General features: G+C 41.0%; 17 protein-coding genes. 11 read left to right on the top strand and 6 right to left on the bottom strand.

What is annotated here, in order from left to right:
* Positions 1-112 precede the first annotated feature (112 nt).
* The 3 genes from AACU32_RS31495 to AACU32_RS31485 all read left to right on the top strand — a co-directional run bounded on the left by AACU32_RS31495 (position 113) and on the right by AACU32_RS31485 (position 1,252).
* The gene (locus AACU32_RS31495) at positions 113-403 is read left to right on the top strand and encodes a helix-turn-helix domain-containing protein (protein ID WP_096605651.1); all 291 of its coding nucleotides are present in this window, start codon (positions 113-115) and stop codon (positions 401-403) included.
* A 197-nt stretch (positions 404-600) separates the two neighbouring features.
* On the top strand, positions 601-939 hold the full coding sequence (locus AACU32_RS31490) for a type II toxin-antitoxin system RelE/ParE family toxin (RefSeq protein ID WP_096605649.1): 339 nt from the start codon (positions 601-603) through the stop codon (positions 937-939).
* Complete coding sequence (locus tag AACU32_RS31485) at positions 932-1,252, top strand: addiction module antidote protein (protein WP_096605647.1); 321 nt, start codon at positions 932-934, stop codon at positions 1,250-1,252. The genes AACU32_RS31490 and AACU32_RS31485 overlap by 8 nt, the downstream gene beginning before the upstream one ends.
* 300 nt (positions 1,253-1,552) lie before the next feature.
* Here AACU32_RS31485 and AACU32_RS31480 read toward each other — a convergent pair whose 3' ends face one another.
* A complete protein-coding gene (locus tag AACU32_RS31480; RefSeq protein WP_096605645.1) occupies positions 1,553-2,116 on the bottom strand; it encodes a Uma2 family endonuclease in 564 nt (187 codons plus the stop codon).
* A gap of 241 nt (positions 2,117-2,357) precedes the next feature.
* On the opposite strand from AACU32_RS31480, the gene AACU32_RS31475 reads away from it, so the two are divergent.
* The 4 genes from AACU32_RS31475 to AACU32_RS31460 all read left to right on the top strand — a co-directional run bounded on the left by AACU32_RS31475 (position 2,358) and on the right by AACU32_RS31460 (position 6,551).
* Positions 2,358-3,341 (top strand): alpha-ketoacid dehydrogenase subunit beta, encoded by a 984-nt coding sequence (locus AACU32_RS31475; protein ID WP_096605643.1) that lies wholly within the window; start codon positions 2,358-2,360, stop codon positions 3,339-3,341.
* 215 nt (positions 3,342-3,556) lie between these two features.
* Positions 3,557-4,969: a protein translocase subunit SecD gene (secD, locus tag AACU32_RS31470; RefSeq protein WP_096605641.1), complete on the top strand. Its 1,413-nt coding sequence runs from the start codon at positions 3,557-3,559 to the stop codon at positions 4,967-4,969.
* Positions 4,966-5,937, top strand: a complete 972-nt coding sequence (gene secF, locus AACU32_RS31465) for a protein translocase subunit SecF (protein ID WP_096605639.1) — start codon at positions 4,966-4,968, stop codon at positions 5,935-5,937. The genes secD and secF overlap by 4 nt, the downstream gene beginning before the upstream one ends.
* A 179-nt stretch (positions 5,938-6,116) precedes the next feature.
* A complete protein-coding gene (locus tag AACU32_RS31460; protein WP_096608258.1) occupies positions 6,117-6,551 on the top strand; it encodes a hypothetical protein in 435 nt (144 codons plus the stop codon).
* A gap of 285 nt (positions 6,552-6,836) precedes the next feature.
* Here AACU32_RS31460 and AACU32_RS31455 read toward each other — a convergent pair whose 3' ends face one another.
* The gene (locus AACU32_RS31455) at positions 6,837-6,974 is read right to left on the bottom strand and encodes a hypothetical protein (RefSeq protein ID WP_339378417.1); all 138 of its coding nucleotides are present in this window, start codon (positions 6,972-6,974) and stop codon (positions 6,837-6,839) included.
* A 58-nt stretch (positions 6,975-7,032) separates the two neighbouring features.
* On the opposite strand from AACU32_RS31455, the gene AACU32_RS31450 reads away from it, so the two are divergent.
* Positions 7,033-7,503, top strand: coding sequence for a GNAT family N-acetyltransferase (locus tag AACU32_RS31450; RefSeq protein ID WP_096605637.1), 471 nt, complete (start codon positions 7,033-7,035; stop codon positions 7,501-7,503).
* Here the strand turns inward: AACU32_RS31450 and AACU32_RS31445 are convergent.
* Together AACU32_RS31445 and AACU32_RS31440 are read right to left on the bottom strand one after the other, a co-directional pair.
* A complete protein-coding gene (locus AACU32_RS31445; RefSeq protein WP_096605635.1) occupies positions 7,445-8,401 on the bottom strand; it encodes a sensor histidine kinase in 957 nt (318 codons plus the stop codon). The two genes, AACU32_RS31450 and AACU32_RS31445, sit on opposite strands and share 59 nt — an antisense overlap.
* 404 nt (positions 8,402-8,805) lie before the next feature.
* On the bottom strand, positions 8,806-9,417 hold the full coding sequence (locus AACU32_RS31440) for a hypothetical protein (protein WP_339378416.1): 612 nt from the start codon (positions 9,415-9,417) through the stop codon (positions 8,806-8,808).
* 93 nt (positions 9,418-9,510) lie between these two features.
* Here AACU32_RS31440 and AACU32_RS31435 point away from each other — a divergent pair, with 93 nt between their 5' ends.
* Positions 9,511-10,026 (top strand): hypothetical protein, encoded by a 516-nt coding sequence (locus tag AACU32_RS31435; RefSeq protein ID WP_096605631.1) that lies wholly within the window; start codon positions 9,511-9,513, stop codon positions 10,024-10,026.
* 266 nt (positions 10,027-10,292) lie between these two features.
* Here the strand turns inward: AACU32_RS31435 and AACU32_RS31430 are convergent, their stop codons facing one another.
* The gene (locus AACU32_RS31430) at positions 10,293-10,907 is read right to left on the bottom strand and encodes an L-threonylcarbamoyladenylate synthase (RefSeq protein ID WP_096605629.1); all 615 of its coding nucleotides are present in this window, start codon (positions 10,905-10,907) and stop codon (positions 10,293-10,295) included.
* 382 nt (positions 10,908-11,289) lie between these two features.
* Between AACU32_RS31430 and AACU32_RS31425 the strand changes: the two genes are divergently transcribed.
* Both AACU32_RS31425 and AACU32_RS31420 read left to right on the top strand, forming a co-directional pair.
* Entirely contained in the window at positions 11,290-15,237 is a 3,948-nt protein-coding gene (locus AACU32_RS31425) for a CARDB domain-containing protein (protein WP_096605627.1), read from the top strand.
* A gap of 178 nt (positions 15,238-15,415) precedes the next feature.
* Entirely contained in the window at positions 15,416-15,916 is a 501-nt protein-coding gene (locus AACU32_RS31420) for a hypothetical protein (protein ID WP_096605625.1), read from the top strand.
* A gap of 83 nt (positions 15,917-15,999) precedes the next feature.
* On the opposite strand, the gene prmC is transcribed toward AACU32_RS31420, so the two are convergent.
* Entirely contained in the window at positions 16,000-16,917 is a 918-nt protein-coding gene (gene prmC, locus AACU32_RS31415; RefSeq protein ID WP_096605623.1) for a peptide chain release factor N(5)-glutamine methyltransferase, read from the bottom strand.
* Between the last annotated feature and the right edge of the window lie 2 nt (positions 16,918-16,919).

Genomic DNA, 16,919 nt, shown 5'->3' with positions numbered 1-16,919 from the left:
GAGGGAGGCGATCGCTTATAAAAGAAGATAGTTAATAAAATTTCTGTAATTGACATTTAATGTCAATTGATTTAATAAATACAATCTAAGTTTTTTCAAGGGAGCATGAGATATGGATATGCAAGTCCTGAGAGAACGTGCTGGGCTTAGCCGTGCAGAAGTTGCCTTCAGGCTTGCAATCAGTGAAACCAGTGTTCGCAACTGGGAAGCTGGGCGTACAGAACCGACAATGACACCCAAAAAATATTTAGATGCTTTGCGTCTATTTAAATGCACACCTGAAGAATTGGCAGCAGCTAGTGAGAAGTCAATTAATCAGCGTCATAAACGCAAACCTGGAAGACCTAAACGCTTCCCTGATAATCCCGTAACTCAGGTAACTGATACGCCAGTTTGTAGCTGATTGTTTGCTAAGAGATTCAGGCTAATTCGCCTGCGCACAAGCCCATGCTGACAGTTGCTCCGGCGAAAGGCGATCGCGCTGCAAAAACTTGGCTGGTGCTACGTTGGCTATAGTCCAATACGTTTCAGTTAAGACTAAAAAGCTTATCAAAAAAGAGATTGCGTACCTCAGTACGCATCTGATAAGATATCAACGATATGACTAAACCCGTAAAACCAAAAACTTTAACCGTTTATCAGGATGCAGATGGAAACGAACCATTCACAAACTGGCTTAATAGTTTAAGTGATGTTCAGGGGCGTAAGAGGATCAGCGCCCGGTTAAGACGGCTAGAGCAGGGGAATTACGGAGATTGTGAACCCATAGGTGAAGGACTTTCAGAATTACGAATGTTCTTCGATCCAGGCTACCGTGTGTATTTCGGGGAAGAGGGTGACAACATTGTGCTTTTGCTGTGTGGCGGCGACAAAAGCAGCCAAACACAGGATATTGAAGCGGCGAAAGCGTATTGGAAGGAGCATCTAAGTCATGGGTAAATACAGAACATTTGACCAAGTTGAAGAAGAATACTATCGCGAACATCCAGAGGAAATTGACAGTTTTCTAATTGTTACCTTTGAGGAATATGCAAAGGACAATGATACAGGTGCTTTATTATCCGCATTGCGTATGATTAGTCGTGTCAAAGGAGTTACAGCAACAGCAGAAGCAGCAGGAATTAGCCGGAAAGGACTACAAAAAGCCTTGTCAGAGCAGGGAAACCCACTCTTTGAGAATGTAAACGCGATTCTACATGCTATGGGCTATCAGCTTGTTCCACAAGCTTTGGTAATGGATGTCACAGACTAATCATACGAAGATAAGCTGACGCAGGTACAAAGACACACTGGGAAAATTCATTCAAAAATATCTCCGCGTCCCCCGAAGTTCTGTTCGTCGTTCGCGTAGCGTCTCCCTTTGGGAGAAAACGTTGGCGTCCCTTGCGCGTCTCCCCTTGGGAGAAGCCAGACGCTCGTACCTCGCTAACGCTGACGCTCGAAGACTCGCTAACGCTGCGCTAACGCTAACGCCGGAAGCCGGCGCTCAGACTTCTCACCGTTTCTTCCCCTTTCCGTGTCAGTCTAAACTTTAACTTAGTGCCATTCAGGTTTAAATTTGCATTCCTTCGTGTAGAAATTTGTCAACTTCGAGATCTATATCAGGAAATGCTAGGGATGCGATCAAACCCGATTGCAATTGCCACACAGACTGATACTGACCGTGAACAGGTTGACGATGAACCCATAACTGAGAATTAGGAATATCTATCACCCAATATTCTGCTATACCATTGCGAGCATATAGAGATGCCTTTTCTTCTAAATCGTAGTTAATAGTTGAATTAGACACCTCGATTAGCCAGTAAATATCCGCAGGTTCTGGATGGCGTTCGTCATAACTGGACTCAGGAGGGACAGCAATACAAATATCTGGTTGTGGTTCGCCGTTACTGGCTAAGAGGATTGGGGCTGAGGAAAATATCACCACCCTATTGCCTAGCATTGATTCTAAATACCTAACTCCCCGCCGATAAGTTGCACGATGAATCGGCAATTCTGGAGCCATATCGATAATATTGCCATCTAGAAGTTCTACCTGTCGTCCTGCCAATAGCCCAGTCTCGATCATGCGGTGGTATTCCTCAACTGTCCACTTTGTTAATGATCTGACCATTGGTTTTCTAGGGCAATACCGGACTTTTTTAATTATAAAGCGCTAATTCTGTATTAGATCTAATATTGAAATGGAGAACTGACAAGGAAAAGGCAGAAGATTTTTGCGCTTAACTCTTTGTAACTCTTCGCCCCAAGTGGTAACTTGTGAAAAAACCAACTTCTAACTAGTGCGATCGCTCACGGTATTTGCCACGGCGGCGCGATAAGATTCTAAAACAACAGTCTTATTAAAGGTTTAAATGGCAGAAACTCTTTTCTTTAACGCCCTCCGTGAAGCCATTGATGAAGAAATGGCGCGTGATTCCAGTGTATTTGTTCTGGGTGAAGACGTAGGACACTACGGCGGTTCCTACAAAGTTACCAGAGACCTTTACAAAAAGTATGGTGACCTGAGAGTTCTCGACACCCCGATCGCCGAAAATAGCTTTACAGGTATGGCAGTAGGAGCTGCGATGACTGGCTTAAGACCGATCATCGAAGGTATGAACATGGGTTTTTTGCTGCTGGCCTTTAACCAAATCTCCAACAACGCGGGGATGCTGCGTTATACTTCCGGCGGGAATTTTAAAATTCCAATGGTAATTCGGGGGCCTGGAGGTGTAGGTAGACAACTCGGTGCAGAACATTCCCAACGCTTAGAAACTTACTTCCAAGCAGTTCCAGGGTTAAAAATTGTTGCTTGCTCTACACCTTACAACGCCAAAGGTCTACTAAAAGCGGCAATTCGTGATGATAACCCAGTATTATTCTTTGAACATGTTCTGCTTTACAACTTAAAAGAAGACTTGCCAGAAGAAGAATACGTACTACCTTTAGATAAAGCAGAAGTTGTACGTCAAGGTAAAGATGTGACAATTCTGACTTATTCACGGATGCGCCATCATGTCATGCAAGCCGTGAAAACTTTAGAAAAACAAGGTTACGACCCAGAAGTCATCGATTTAATATCACTAAAGCCATTAGATTTTGATACCATTGGTGCATCTATTCGTAAAACCCACCGCGTCATTGTCGTAGAAGAAGCTATGCGGACAGCGGGTATTGGTGCAGAAGTCATCGCTTCTATTAACGATCGCTTATTTGATGAATTGGATGCGCCTGTATTACGTCTTTCATCGCAAGATATTCCCACACCTTACAACGGTAATTTAGAGCGCCTCACAATTGTTCAACCAGAACAAATTGTCGAAGCCGTAGAAAAAATGGTAGCGCTGCGCGTTTAGGACTAAGGGCGCTTGGGCAGAGGGGCAGAGGCGGCAGAGGGGACAAGGGAAGGGGGACAAGGGAGATTAATAAGAAATGCCTAATGCCCCATGCCCAATGCCCAATGCCCCATGCCCCATGCCCAATACCCAATGCCCCATTAATAACCAATAACTCATAACGATGAAAAAGAACGCTATTATAGCGTTTGTCAGTTACGAGAGATGGTTATGGTATGCAAAGACAGCGATCGCTATTAGCTTTGATTGTAGTGTTGATTATCGCCGCTTTTGCGGTAATTTTCACAATTCCCATACCCTTGGGGTTAGATTTGCGGGGAGGCTCACAGCTAACAATTCAGGTGAAACCTACAGCAGAAATTAAGCAAATCACCAACAAAGAGTTAGATGGTGTTAAGAAAGTAGTTGAGGGACGGATTAACGGGCTTGGGGTTTCTGAACCGGTAATTCAAACTGTTGGTACAGACAAAATCCTCGTGCAACTTCCAGGGGTGAACGATCCAGAACAAGCAGAAAGGGTGCTAGGAGGTACAGCACAGCTAGAATTTCAGAAACAAAAACCCGGTACGGAAACTCAATTGTTTGCTTTTCAAGCATCGCGCAACGAGTTGAAAGCCAAGCAAAAGGAATTGAGAACTAGCAAAGACAGTACGGCGATCGCTAAAAATCAAGAAGAGTTGCAGAAAAATAGTCAGGCGATCGCCGAATTGTTTGAAAGTACTAACCCACCACTCACAGGTAAATATCTCCAAAATGCCTATGGTGAACCCACCCAAGGTAACAACTGGAACGTGGCGCTGCGCTTTAACCCCAAGGGTGGTGAATTATTTGCCGAACTGACGAAAAACCTTGCAGGTACTGGACGCAGTATTGGGATTTTTCTAGACAACGAACTGATTAGTGCCCCTAATGTACCGCCAGAATTTGCCGCCACAGGAATTACTGGTGGTTCGGCTGTGATTACAGGTAGGTTTACAACCCAAGAAGCCAATGATTTGGGTGTGCAGCTACGCGGTGGTTCATTACCCGTACCCGTAGAAATCGCGGAAAGACGCACCGTAGGAGCCACTTTAGGTAAAGACAGCATTCAAAGTAGTATCTATGCTGGTATTGGTGGTTTGTCTTTAGTATTAATATTTATGGTAGTGTACTATCGACTACCAGGATTAATTGCAGATGTGTCATTAGTAATTTACTCGCTGTTGACTTGGGCTTGCTTTGCTTTGCTGGGCGTAACTTTGACTTTGCCGGGAATTGCCGGATTTATACTCAGTATCGGTATGGCAGTTGATGCCAATGTGTTAATTTTCGAGCGGACGCGGGAAGAATTAAAAGCAGGTAAATCACTATATCGTTCTGTAGAATCTGGTTTTTACCGCGCCTTTTCCAGTATTTTAGACAGTAACGTCACAACATGGATAGCTTGTGCTGCCTTGTTTTGGCTGGGTTCTGGGTTAGTCAAAGGCTTTGCCCTAACTCTAGCTTTAGGAGTAGCAGTCAGTATGTTTACGGCAATTACCTGTAGCCGCACATTATTGTTTTTGGCAATTTCTATTTCCTCCTTGCGGAAGGTAGAACTTTACTGTCCTAACGTACCCGTTGCGAATAAGACAGAGGTGGCGCAATGAAACTGGCTGTTAACAAATCGCGATCGCTATGGTGGACTATTTCCGCTGCCTTCATCCTCAGCGGTATCATCTCAATGGTGATTTCTTGGCAAAACCCAACTATCAAAGCACCCCTACGTCCGAGTTTGGATTTCATCGGTGGTACGCGCTTACAATTTGAACGCGACTGTACCAAACCAGGTAACTGCGATAAACCAATTGATATTGGCGCTGTTCGAGATGTAGCTAAAGAACAAGGTCTAGGTGATAGTAGTATCCAGCTTGTCGGTGATAACGGGATCTTAATTCGCACCAAAAACCTGGATGGCGATCAGCGCACCAAGTTACGCAATACCATAAGCGAAAAAATTGGTGAATTTGATCCGCAAAAAAACCAAATTGACTCTGTAGGTCCGACTTTAGGACAAGAGTTATTTCGGTCTGGAATTCTCGCTTTAATTGTATCCTTCGTGGGAATCACAATTTACATGGCTTTCCGCTTTCAGTGGGACTATGCCATTTTTGCGATCGTTGCTCTATTCCACGATATCTTAATCACCGTAGGGTCTTTCTCAATTTTGGGTTTAGTACTAGGTATTGAAGCTGATAGCTTATTTATCGTCGCCCTACTGACGATTACAGGTTTCTCAGTGAATGATACAGTCGTAATTTACGATCGCATTCGCGAAACTATCAAAACTAACCCTGAAAGACCAATTGCCGAAATTGTCGATGATGCAGTTAATCAAACTTTAACTCGGTCAATCAACACAACCTTAACAGTATTACTGACATTATTGGCAATCTTTTTGTTTGGTGGAGAAACATTGAGAAATTTTGCCCTAGCCTTAATTATTGGCTTCACAATGGGAGCTTATTCTAGTATTTTCATCGCCAGCACTCTATTAGCTTGGTGGCGAGAACGTACAGGTCAATCCCTAGTAGCAACAAGCGCCAAAACCACTGATACATCTGCTAGTTCTCAGTAGAGCTAATTTGATGTATTTTTCCTCTTTGGGTTAAAGCATTTTGAATTACTAATACCATATAGCGAGCGATTGTCTGATTCCAAATTGGTGAAATATTTTCAACATCAATATTGCCAATTCTCAATCTCAAATCTTCAATCCAAAATTGGTATAGTCCGAATTTTGCAGTTTTACGCCCTATGGATCAATCGAAACAACCGTCACTTAATGGCGATAATTTTCACAATTCTGACCCAGCTTTTGCCCAACAAGTGCAAAAGCTACATCAGCTGACAGTCTACGGTCGATGGTTGTTTGTCGGTTGCTTGTGGCTTACCATTGCGCCTGTTTGCTTGTGGAACCTACAAGCAGAAATTGCTTTATGGCAACAATACTTTACTTGGGTAGCAGTGCGATATGGACTTTTTTACCATCCACTGTCTACCTTGGGATTAGCCTTTTGTATTGGAATGACAACTTCTGTCTTAATTTGGCAAAGTCGCAATATCCTTTTAGGGCTACCAGAACAGGAAAAGCAACGTTTAGAAAAGCAAGTTTTTCGCATCCGCCAGCAAGGCCCTAGTCATCCTTTGTGGAAATGGGTTTGTCAGCCTCTCAGGAAAATTAAAGATTAAAAAATACTTGATTAAGATGAATCAGAACCAGATGTATAAACGCATTTTTAGCAGAAAATTACTAAAGTAGAAATAGAGGTTAAGTCTACCTGTTAAGTAGTTCAAACTAATTAAACGTCAAATGTCATTACGAGCGGAACGTAGTGTAGCGTTCGCGTAGCGTCTCGTAGAGAAGTAATCGCAAAGGATTTATTTTACCTTTTTTAAGGTTGACCTACTTAGCTGTACATAGCTAGTACGCAACGCGGGATGGCTTTTAAAAATTCGTTGTCGGATTTTTTTAACCTACACAGGATCAAGGTTTTCAGAATAGCTATGGGAAAATTCTCCAAATCTTGGTTCAATACCCAAACCCAGTAGACCGAACATTTGGGCGATCGCTACAGCATAATTACACAAAAAATTCCCGATGGACTGTAGCAAAATCTGTAAAAATAAGGGTTAAAAGTGGTAAAAATACTGCTAACCTTGGGTCTTGTACATGAACTATCCTCAAATTCAATTTAGCGATCGCAAGTCTCTTATTGATCTTGACCAATTACAACAACTATTTAATCTCTCCGCTTTTTGGGCAAAAGAACGTAGTATTGAAGATTTGAAGATAGCCATTACCAACAGCGATCCGGTAATTTCTCTTTGGGATGAAAAAAAACTCGTTGGCTTTGCCAGAGCAACTTCCGATGGCATCTATCGCGCTACCATTTGGGATGTAGTGATTCATCCAGAATATCGTGGCAGGGGCTTAGGCAGCAAATTAGTCGAAACAATTTTAAGCCATCCTCGCATGAGGCGGGTTGAGCGTGTTTACCTAATGACTACTCATCAACAGGGATTCTATGAAAAAATTGGTTTTCAGTGTAATCCAACTACTACTATGGTGCTACACAACCAACCTAACCTGGAATCTCTTGCGTCTGGGGAAATTCAGCTTCAGGAATCACGAGGGGGATAGTAATTTGTAATTTGGTAAACTGTTCATTGCCTACCTCGGTAGTGGGTGGTAAAATTTCAAGCTTTCCTCCCATCACATCCAACAAAGTTTGATTGAGTAAAAGCTTCATTCCTGGTGAAAGATGAAGATTTTCTTTGTTAGTTGAAACAGCTTTATCTTCTACCGGAATGAACTCTATAGATTTGATGAAATCTATAGACTCACTCCAAGGTAGAGCATGAACTGGAACATCCAGCCAAATGAACGCAGAATTACTCGTAGCTGAAGAACCAGTAGAAATAGAGATACTACCTTCTTCCATCTGCACAATGGTGGTGTCTACTAAATTTAGCAGTATTTGGCGTAGCCAGCGAGGATCTGCCAAAACATAAATTTCACCCTCTGGAGGCGACACCTGCAGAGAAAAGTTGCGATTCGCCGCCAGCATATAAGTTAACTTATAAATTTCCTGCAAAAGTTCAGTTAGTGATACGGGTTGAATATCTAACTTATTAGTGCCATGTTCTACTCTAGCAACGTTGAGAATTTCATCGATTAGCTTGAGCAGTTTTAGTGCGCGTTCGTGAGCTTGAGTGATAAATTCCCGTTCTTCCTCCGGATTTTCACACAAATCCGACAAAATTAATTGATGTAAACCAATTAAACCATTTAGAGGCGATCGCAATTCATGGGTAGTTCGCGCTAAAAAACCCGCTTTAAACTGGCTCATTTCCTTAGCCATTTCGTATGCTAGCTGCATTTCCTGCAACTGTTGCGGCGCTTGTGGTGAAGATTTTGGTTCTGTTGTTGCTATTAAGGATGAACTAGGAATAGTCTTGTCAGAGCGTGCAAATAACCACCGAAAACTCATTCCTAGTGCAATACCTGTTCCTAAATATACCCAGTTACTCCAATGCATAATATTTAGCAAATATTCAGCTTGATTCTTTGACCACAAAGACTCAAAATAAGGTTCCTGATTCCCAGATTACTTATTAAAGTATTAGAGTGCTTCAGACCTAGATATTGAGAATGCAGCAATTTTAGTATTCCCTATCGCATCCTCAAAACTCTACATTCTAGACGCGATCGCAAATTTTTTTGTTTTCATGCAGGCAAATGACTGTAATTAAATATACTATACCTTTCTCTAGTACTTTCCGAGCTAAATAGGATTAACCTTAACTCAGTTAGAGTTAGGGCTACTTTCAGCGAACTGTTTCTAGAGAATACTCACCAAATTTCAGATTTTAGATTTTAGATAATATTCTCCCATAAATCCCAAATCCCACATTATTGCTGGTGGAGCAATTTAAAATACGGTTATAAAAAAAATCCGTATAAAATCCAGATCAAATTACGTAACTTTCTCTGCTCTCGACGTTGTTTTTTGATTGACTCTTCAACTTCCTTTTGTTTACGTTCTTCATCTAATCGAGCTTTATAATCTGCTAACGCTTCTAATTTACGTCTTATTTTACCAGTACAAATAGGATGAAAATATTTAATTTCATCTAATAAATCAATCTCTACCTTTACAGCTAATTCCTTAATAACCAATAATCTGCAAAAATCACAAATTTCATATGAAAAAATCTGACCACAATTCAAACATGAATTACTAAATTTTGTATGCAGCGAAGAACAGCTATGACATATATATTCAATAGTATTAATATCATTGAAACACCTTTGATGATAATGATAAACTTTCACCTCTTCGATGTAACCGTCATTATGTAATTCTCCATAAAAATCATACCTCATACATTGAGATCTAATATTTTCTTTACTTAATATTGCTTCTGAATCTGTTACCTTAGCATTACAAAATCTACAAATGTGCCCATACGGATTTTTTGAACATTTTGGGCAGAGAGATATAATACTAACAGGATAATGTCCACATTCTATACAGGTAATATAATTATTCATTTTTTATAATATAAAAAATTAAGTTGTACAAAATTTTAATTATTCAATAATTACCATATTGTTGATTAAAAGTGTTGAGATCGTGGGGAAAGAATGAGCAGATTATATAGATATGTAGGTGCTGAAGATATTCGGCTTTCTGTTGCAGCTTCTCCGGTTGGAATCCCGATTTTTTCAGTAAATGATTTGCATAATTGGATAAACCAAACAATGCAGAAACCAAACAATTGGGGACTGATTCCAGCCACTTTTGTAATTGACAATGAAGGCTACCTTCGTGTAGCAGATCGCCATTCTGAGCATATAGCCTGTGCAGGTGGTGAATCAGTACTGTCAGCGGGAGAGATATTTTTTACCTGTAATCAGCATGGTTTTGAAGTAGCAGAAATTACAAATCAATCAACAGGCTATTGTCCAGAGTCAGAATCTTGGTTCCAAGTAGAAAAGGCTCTTGAAAAAATTCCAATTCTTCATCCTGGTAATTTTACTACTGAGTTTATTTTTCGCCGCTGTCCTGTATGTCGTCAATTAAACATAGTCAAGGATGAATTATTTTTATGTGCTGTCTGTAATGCAAATCTTCCGAAAATTTGGAATTGTGACTGTTAATCTCAAAGAACACAATCTAACACAAGTACATATATTAAAACTGTTGCACGAATGTAAAATTTACCCTCATCCCCCAATCCCTTCTTTCAATTGTGGGAGAAGGGGCGCAAATTTCAAAGTCCTTCACCCACAGAGCGAGGGATTTAGGGTGAGGGATTTTGATTCATGCAACAAGTCTATTTACTAAATATTAGCTTCTAGATTTATCAACGACTCCAGCAACACACTAATTTATGAAAATTAGTGTGTTGTTTTAATAACAAAAGCTAAAGATTTAACTCAATAGCACCTTGGCGCAAAATTTGCCAATTCATCCCCGTCCATTTAGCAACCGTAGAAGGTACACCCCCAGCGCCCACCTCTCTCTGAAATTCTGTAGGTATTAAAGTCAAAATCTCAGGAAATTGCTGCTCAATTTCTACCATAGTCTGTAAGGGTGGTTGTCCCGAAACATTGGCGCTAGTGGTGGCTAAAGGCCCTGTTTGCGACAAAATACTTCGAGCGATCGCACTATCTGGGACTCTAATCCCAATTGTAGTTGGATCGGTAGGATTCATCACTTTTGGCACTAAATTTGATGCTGGTAAAACTAACGTCAACCCTCCTGGCCAATATTTATCTGTGATTTCTTGCCAAATTTTGAATTCGCGTTCCCCGAAGGGGTTGCCGCAGGCATCGCTACCTTGGACATAAGGCCATAAATCCTCTGCACTTGCTCCCATTAATATCAAAGGTTTATCCTGACTGCGTTGTTTCGCCGCAAAAATTAATTCTGCCTTTGATGGTAAAGCTGCAAGTGCTGGAACCGTATCTGTCGGAAAGCTTACCAACAAGCCAGCGCGTGCGCCAACTATTAAATCTGCGAGGAAAACTTGCGTCATTTTGCTAATTGTTAATAATTATATAAATTTATCAAAACTAGTGTTGTTGCTGAATCTAGATCACTACTGAAGTTATTTTTCAACCACTAATGCGATCGCTGCCGAATTTATATTAATTAATTATTAAATTAATTCCTGGGACTTTGTAATACATAATGTATCATGGTACATTTACTGTAATGAGTATAGAAATTAAATTTCATGGTAGAAAATATACTGAAATCTTGACATGTGGCAATAAATGTTGAGATTACTCTAACTTTTCACAAATGAAATTAGATTTTTAGACAACAGGAACTTTCTCCAAATTGAACAAGGGAGAAACACTGTTGGTGCTGTGCTGTGGCTGAAAGTTTTATCTGTCATAACCTCCGAAAAAACCATGTTTGACACTTTACCACAAGCCAATTCTTTTCATCGGATTAACGATCGAGACTTACTCAATTTAGATCCGGGGCGATCAGATTTAGGAATTTTACCTGAGAGCAAAATATCCACAAAGGAGCCTTCTCTGAGTCTGAGGTTGGATGTTCCAGAAATTGAGCCAGTAATCAACAGTTATTATCAAGCTACTTCTATTGGGGAACTATCTAATAGTAAATTTGTTAGTAACCAAACCCCAGCAGCTTCTCTGAAAGCGGGAAACAATGGTGTTGTAGATTCCCTCACAGGTAGCGCTTTTAGTAATGGAAATAACAGCCTTAGTACTCAAGCGAACCTTGCTGCTGCCTTTCTACCAGACTTAATAGTACAAAATACCGTTACAGCTCCCAGTTCTGCCGCTGCTGGGAGTAGCATTCAAGTCAGCTATCAAGTTGAAAACCAAGGCAATGCTAGTGCTGGTTCTAGCTACACCAAGTTTTATCTGTCCAAGGATCTCTATATAGGAAGTGACGATATATTCTTGGGCTATGACTATGTTGATAGCATCTTAGATGGTTACTACAGGTCAGAGTCAACCACACTCACCATCGACGGTAGTGTTGCCATAGGTAGCTATTATCTAGTGTATGAAGCCGATGGCTATGACTATGTTGCCGAAAGCAATGAAAGCAACAATGCGATCGCTGGATACATTACAATTACTAAACCAGACCTAGTTATTACCAGCATCTCAGCCACTTCGGGAACCGCTGGCAATTATCTCAACTTCAGTTACAACATCAAAAATCAAGGCACAGGTACTGCTGCTGCTAGTAATACAGCATTCTACCTTTCCAAAGATACGAAGTTAGATAGTTCTGATACCTATTTAAGTTACGACTATGTGAGTTCCTTAGCCCCCAGCAGCACTAGTACAGAATTCACTTCTGTCTACCTTGATGGCAGTCTCATTCCCGGAACTTACTATCTGTTTGCTGGTGCTGATGACTGGAATGATGTCCTTGAAAGTAATGAATCTAACAACCTCGTTTATAAAGCGATTACCATTTACAAACCAGATCTAGCTATTAGCACCATCTCAGCCACCTCTGGAACCACTGGCAGTTATCTCAACTTCAGTTACAACATTAAGAATCAAGGCACGGGTGGTGCTGGTTATAACTACAGTGCATTCTATATCTCCAAAGATACGACCTTAGATAGTTCTGATATCTATTTAGATTACGACTATGTGAGTTCCTTAGCCCCCGGCACCACAAGTACAGAATATGCCTCTGTTTACCTTGACGGTAGTCTCACCGCCGGAACTTACTATCTGTTTGCTCAAGCCGATGGCTGGGATTATGTTGCAGAAACCAATGAATCGAATAACCTCGTTTATAAAGCGATTACCATTTACAAACCAGATCTAGCTATTAGCAGCATTTCAGCCACTTCTGGAACTGTCGGCAGCGATCTCAACTTCAGTTACAACATTAAGAATAAGGGCACAGGTAGCGCAGATTATAACTACACAGCATTCTACCTTTCCAAAGATACGAAGTTAGATAGTTCTGATATCTATTTAAATTACGACTATGTGAGTTCCTTAGCCGCCGGCACCACAAGAACAGAATACGCCTCTGTCTACCTTGACAGCAGTTTCACCGCCGGGACTTACTATCTGTTTGCTCAAGCCGATGGCTGGAACTATGTTGCAGAAACCAATGAATCTAACAACCTCGCTTATAAAGCGATTACCATTGCTTCGCCTAAACAAGACCTAGTTATCACCAGTATCTCAGCCACTTCTGGACAACCTGGCAGTGATCTTAAATTCAGTTACAACATCAAGAATCAAGGCACAGCTAGTGCTGGTGATAGCTACACGGCATTCTATCTCTCTACAGATACAAAGTTAGATAGTTCTGATATCTATTTAGATTACGACCATGTAAATTCTTTATCAGCCGGAGTTGCTAGTAATAGATCTACTTCTGTGTATCTGGATAGTAGTCTCAAATCAGGGACTTACTATCTGTTTGCCGCAGCTGATGACTGGGATGATGTAGTGGAGAGTAATGAAAAGAACAACATTGCTTACAAAGCCATTACCATCGGTGCAAATACCAAACCAGACCTTGTAATCAACAGCATTTCAGCTATATCAGGCACATCTGGTAGTAGTCTCAATTTCTCTTACAAGATTAAGAATGAAGGCAGTGCAACGGCGAATAACAGCAAAACTGGATTTTACCTTTCTACAGATACGGCTTTAGATAGTGCCGATATTTACTTAGGCTCTGATACCGTCAATTCTTTAGCAGTTGGAATTATCAGTACAGAATCTGCTTCCTTAGCTCTGGCAAGCACTATCAAATCAGGGAATTACTATCTCATTGCTAAAGCTGATAGTGGAAACACTATTATTGAAAGTAATGAAAATAACAACCTTGATTATCAAGCTATTACCATTACGGCAACTACTAAGGCAGATCTAATAATTAGTAGTATCACAGCCACTTCTGGTATAGCTGGAACTAATTTCAATTTCACTTACAAAATTAAGAATCAAGGAACAGTTATTGCGGGTGGTAGTTCTACGCGATTCTATCTTTCCAAAAATACGACTTTCGATACTGCCGATATCTATTTAGGCTCAGATGCTGTTAATTCTTTAGCAGTTGGAATTACCAGTACAGAATCTGCTTCTGTGGCTCTTGGCAGTACTCTGATTTCCGGGACTTACTATCTATTTGCTCAAGCTGATGGTGATAAGAAAATTACCGAAGGTAATGAAAACAACAATCTTGCCTATCAAACAATTACGATTAAAGGATCTGATGGGGGTGCAGATTGGTATAGTGACAATCTCCAAGATGCGGGACTAATTGATTTGACTCGTAGCCTTGCATCTGATGGGAATTTGAGCCGCAATGACATGATTGCTTTGTTGCGTAATGCTAAAGATGGGGCTGTGATTGATGCCAAGGAACTGACTGATCTCCGCCGCATTGTTAGTAATGCAAGTCGGTTTACCATGCAAGATTATGTTCAAGCACTTTCGGGTTACGTGGTTAACGGAAATCCAGCGAACCAGTGGTGGACAGGCGGTACAACTACCCGCACAGCTTTAGGCAATCTTTATGCAGGTAGTAGTGACACCCAAATGGAAAAACTCATTGGCAAATGGTTCTTAGGAAGCGATCGCCCCGACCTACTGGCAAAAGGAGATATTGCTAGAGGGAATGAGGGTACAAGCACTAGCGGTAAAACTTATCGAGCCGTTAGCGGGTCTTTATTCCAAAATGGCATCAGTGCAGAAGATATTAGGCAAGGAACTGCGGGGACTTGCTATTATCTGGCAACCCTATCCTCTATTGCCCTCGAAAAGCCTTCTTACATCCAAAATATGTTTATCGACAATGGAGACAATACCTACACTGTGCGCTTTTTCAATAATGGTGTGGCAAATTACGTCACAGTTGATAACTACTTACCTACTAACGATAACTATTGGGAGGATGACTATGGGTATTTAGTCTATGCTAGTCACGATCAGTTCTACAATGATTCAACCAACGAATTGTGGGTAGCCCTGGCGGAAAAAGCCTATGCCCAATTGGGAGAGTCAGGTTGGAGTCGCCCGGCTGACACTACTAATGCTTACAGTTCTATTGAAGGTGGATTTATGACTTATGTAATCGAACAGGTTACTGGTTTAAGCTCATCTTGGAACGATGTCAGTGGTATAACTAAAACTCAGTTAATTAGCTTAGTCAATTCCAGTCAAATATTAACAGTTGGACATGCTTGGGGTGATGGTGGCCACGCCCTTGCTATTACATCTTATAATGCCACAACTGGCCAGTTCCATTTACGAAATCCTTGGGGAAATACACACGAGGATTTAACCTGGGAGCAATTGGTTAATATTAAGGCTCAAATAGCATGGTCAGATACTTAATCTAAATGTGGGATAATTTTCCCCGAAATTTCTGGTATGGGCTTATATTATCGTCTGTACCAGATTATTCTCAGGATTTACGCAACTGGCATATTATTTTAAGTTCGTAGTCAGGACTTCAGTCCTGAAAATAAGGACTAAAGTCCTTACTACAGAGCAGAATTTAGATTGTTTCAATATGAAAATTCAACTTGTAAATATTCTGGCTTTATTAATGTTAGTGGAAACAACAACTGGCTGTGGAGTTTCTTCAACCTATGCTAATAATCAACCCGATTCTTCACCTACATTGATCGTGGCTAATAATACTAATTTACTGAAAAAAGTAACTCTAATTGCTAAAGAACAAAAGTTACCACCTTTGGGCGTTCCTATTGATCCCCAACGAAATATTGGTTTTGCTTCAGTTTTGATTCGTCTGGAAAATCCCCAAGAAACTCCTGTAACTGTAACCATTACAAAAATTGAAATTCGCAATTCCTCAGATGGTCAATTACAAGATTTTACACAAACACCCCAGGTAATTGAGTTAAAACCTTTAGAAAATTCTGAGTTAGCTTTTCAGTTGACTAACAAAAATGGCTATGTCGGAAAGGATAAGGTGAAAGCAATTGTCTCTTATGAGATAGAAAATCAAAGTAGGGCGATCGCATCAGAGGCGGTTGAAGTTACTCAATGAGTAACTCAACTCTCATCCTTAAAAAATTAGCTCCCCGGCTTCCCAACGAATTCAGGGATCTGGAAGGAGCGCATTTTCACAAATTATCTAGGATTGATATAAGCCAAGGCGAAGCGTTCAATTCCCGCTAAATCCGAGTAAATTTGAATGTTGCTATAGCTACCTTGATTTTGTAAAAGTTCCCGCACTGTATCCGCTTGTCCTGCCATCATCTCGATCAACCACACACCACCAGGACGCAAATAATCAGCGGAGGTTGCTATAAGATGGCGAATGCAATCTAAACCATCAGCACCACCATCTAAAGCTAAATGTGGTTCATGACGAATTACTTCTGGTTGTAGGGTAGGTAAGGTGCTGGTGGGGATGTAAGGCGGATTTGATACAATACCACTAAACTGGCCTTTCAGGGGTGTCAGTGGCTCCCACCAGGAACCTTGATAAAATTGAATCCGGTCGGCAAAACCCAAATTTTGGGCATTTGCCGCTGCGATCGCCAAAGCTTCAAAACTGTAATCTACGGCGTGAATGGTAGCTTCTGGAAAGACATTTGCTAGCCCCAGAGCGATCGCTCCACTTCCAGTACCCAAATCCACCCAATGACCTTGTTGTAAAGGTGGGATGGCTTCATTTAAAGCAGATGCTACAGCTAAATCAATCAAGGATTCTGTTTCAGGTCTGGGAATCAAAACTGCGTTCGATACAGCGATTTTAAACTGTCGCCAAGGTGTAACTCCCGCGATGTACTGTACTGGTAGGCGATCGTGTAACCGCCTTTGCCACAACTTTTCTAAATCTTTTAAAGGCAACTTTAGTTGAATCTCTTGCCAGTTTTTGAAAGATTCTAAACGCAGTACCAAGCGATCTAAACCTGCTACCTCTTGTAGCAGCCAATCGACTTCTGCTACCGAAACATCTGTGGCGATCGCAGCTTGAATTGCCTGACAACGCCACTGCCAAAGTTCTAAACCAGAAACTACTCTTGGCTGTGTATCCGCCATGC

The sequence above is a fragment of the Calothrix sp. NIES-2100 genome (assembly GCF_963875285.1).
In the GTDB taxonomy this organism is placed as follows: domain Bacteria; phylum Cyanobacteriota; class Cyanobacteriia; order Cyanobacteriales; family Nostocaceae; genus Aulosira.
Note: the sequence above shows the minus strand (reverse complement) of the source record. Positions and strands in the feature narration are given on the sequence as shown.

What these genes read in the sequence shown, in the direction of transcription:
- AACU32_RS31495 (WP_096605651.1), top strand. Translation starts at nt 113, where the DNA reads ATGGATATGCAAGTCCTGAGAGAACGTGCTGGGCTTAGCCGTGCAGAA.
- AACU32_RS31490 (WP_096605649.1), top strand. Translation starts at nt 601, where the DNA reads ATGACTAAACCCGTAAAACCAAAAACTTTAACCGTTTATCAGGATGCA.
- AACU32_RS31485 (WP_096605647.1), top strand. Translation starts at nt 932, where the DNA reads ATGGGTAAATACAGAACATTTGACCAAGTTGAAGAAGAATACTATCGC.
- AACU32_RS31480 (WP_096605645.1), bottom strand. Translation starts at nt 2,116, where the DNA reads ATGGTCAGATCATTAACAAAGTGGACAGTTGAGGAATACCACCGCATG.
- AACU32_RS31475 (WP_096605643.1), top strand. Translation starts at nt 2,358, where the DNA reads ATGGCAGAAACTCTTTTCTTTAACGCCCTCCGTGAAGCCATTGATGAA.
- secD (WP_096605641.1), top strand. Translation starts at nt 3,557, where the DNA reads ATGCAAAGACAGCGATCGCTATTAGCTTTGATTGTAGTGTTGATTATC.
- secF (WP_096605639.1), top strand. Translation starts at nt 4,966, where the DNA reads ATGAAACTGGCTGTTAACAAATCGCGATCGCTATGGTGGACTATTTCC.
- AACU32_RS31460 (WP_096608258.1), top strand. Translation starts at nt 6,117, where the DNA reads ATGGATCAATCGAAACAACCGTCACTTAATGGCGATAATTTTCACAAT.
- AACU32_RS31450 (WP_096605637.1), top strand. Translation starts at nt 7,033, where the DNA reads ATGAACTATCCTCAAATTCAATTTAGCGATCGCAAGTCTCTTATTGAT.
- AACU32_RS31445 (WP_096605635.1), bottom strand. Translation starts at nt 8,401, where the DNA reads ATGCATTGGAGTAACTGGGTATATTTAGGAACAGGTATTGCACTAGGA.
- AACU32_RS31440 (WP_339378416.1), bottom strand. Translation starts at nt 9,417, where the DNA reads ATGAATAATTATATTACCTGTATAGAATGTGGACATTATCCTGTTAGT.
- AACU32_RS31435 (WP_096605631.1), top strand. Translation starts at nt 9,511, where the DNA reads ATGAGCAGATTATATAGATATGTAGGTGCTGAAGATATTCGGCTTTCT.
- AACU32_RS31430 (WP_096605629.1), bottom strand. Translation starts at nt 10,907, where the DNA reads ATGACGCAAGTTTTCCTCGCAGATTTAATAGTTGGCGCACGCGCTGGC.
- AACU32_RS31425 (WP_096605627.1), top strand. Translation starts at nt 11,290, where the DNA reads ATGTTTGACACTTTACCACAAGCCAATTCTTTTCATCGGATTAACGAT.
- AACU32_RS31420 (WP_096605625.1), top strand. Translation starts at nt 15,416, where the DNA reads ATGAAAATTCAACTTGTAAATATTCTGGCTTTATTAATGTTAGTGGAA.
- prmC (WP_096605623.1), bottom strand. Translation starts at nt 16,917, where the DNA reads ATGGCGGATACACAGCCAAGAGTAGTTTCTGGTTTAGAACTTTGGCAG.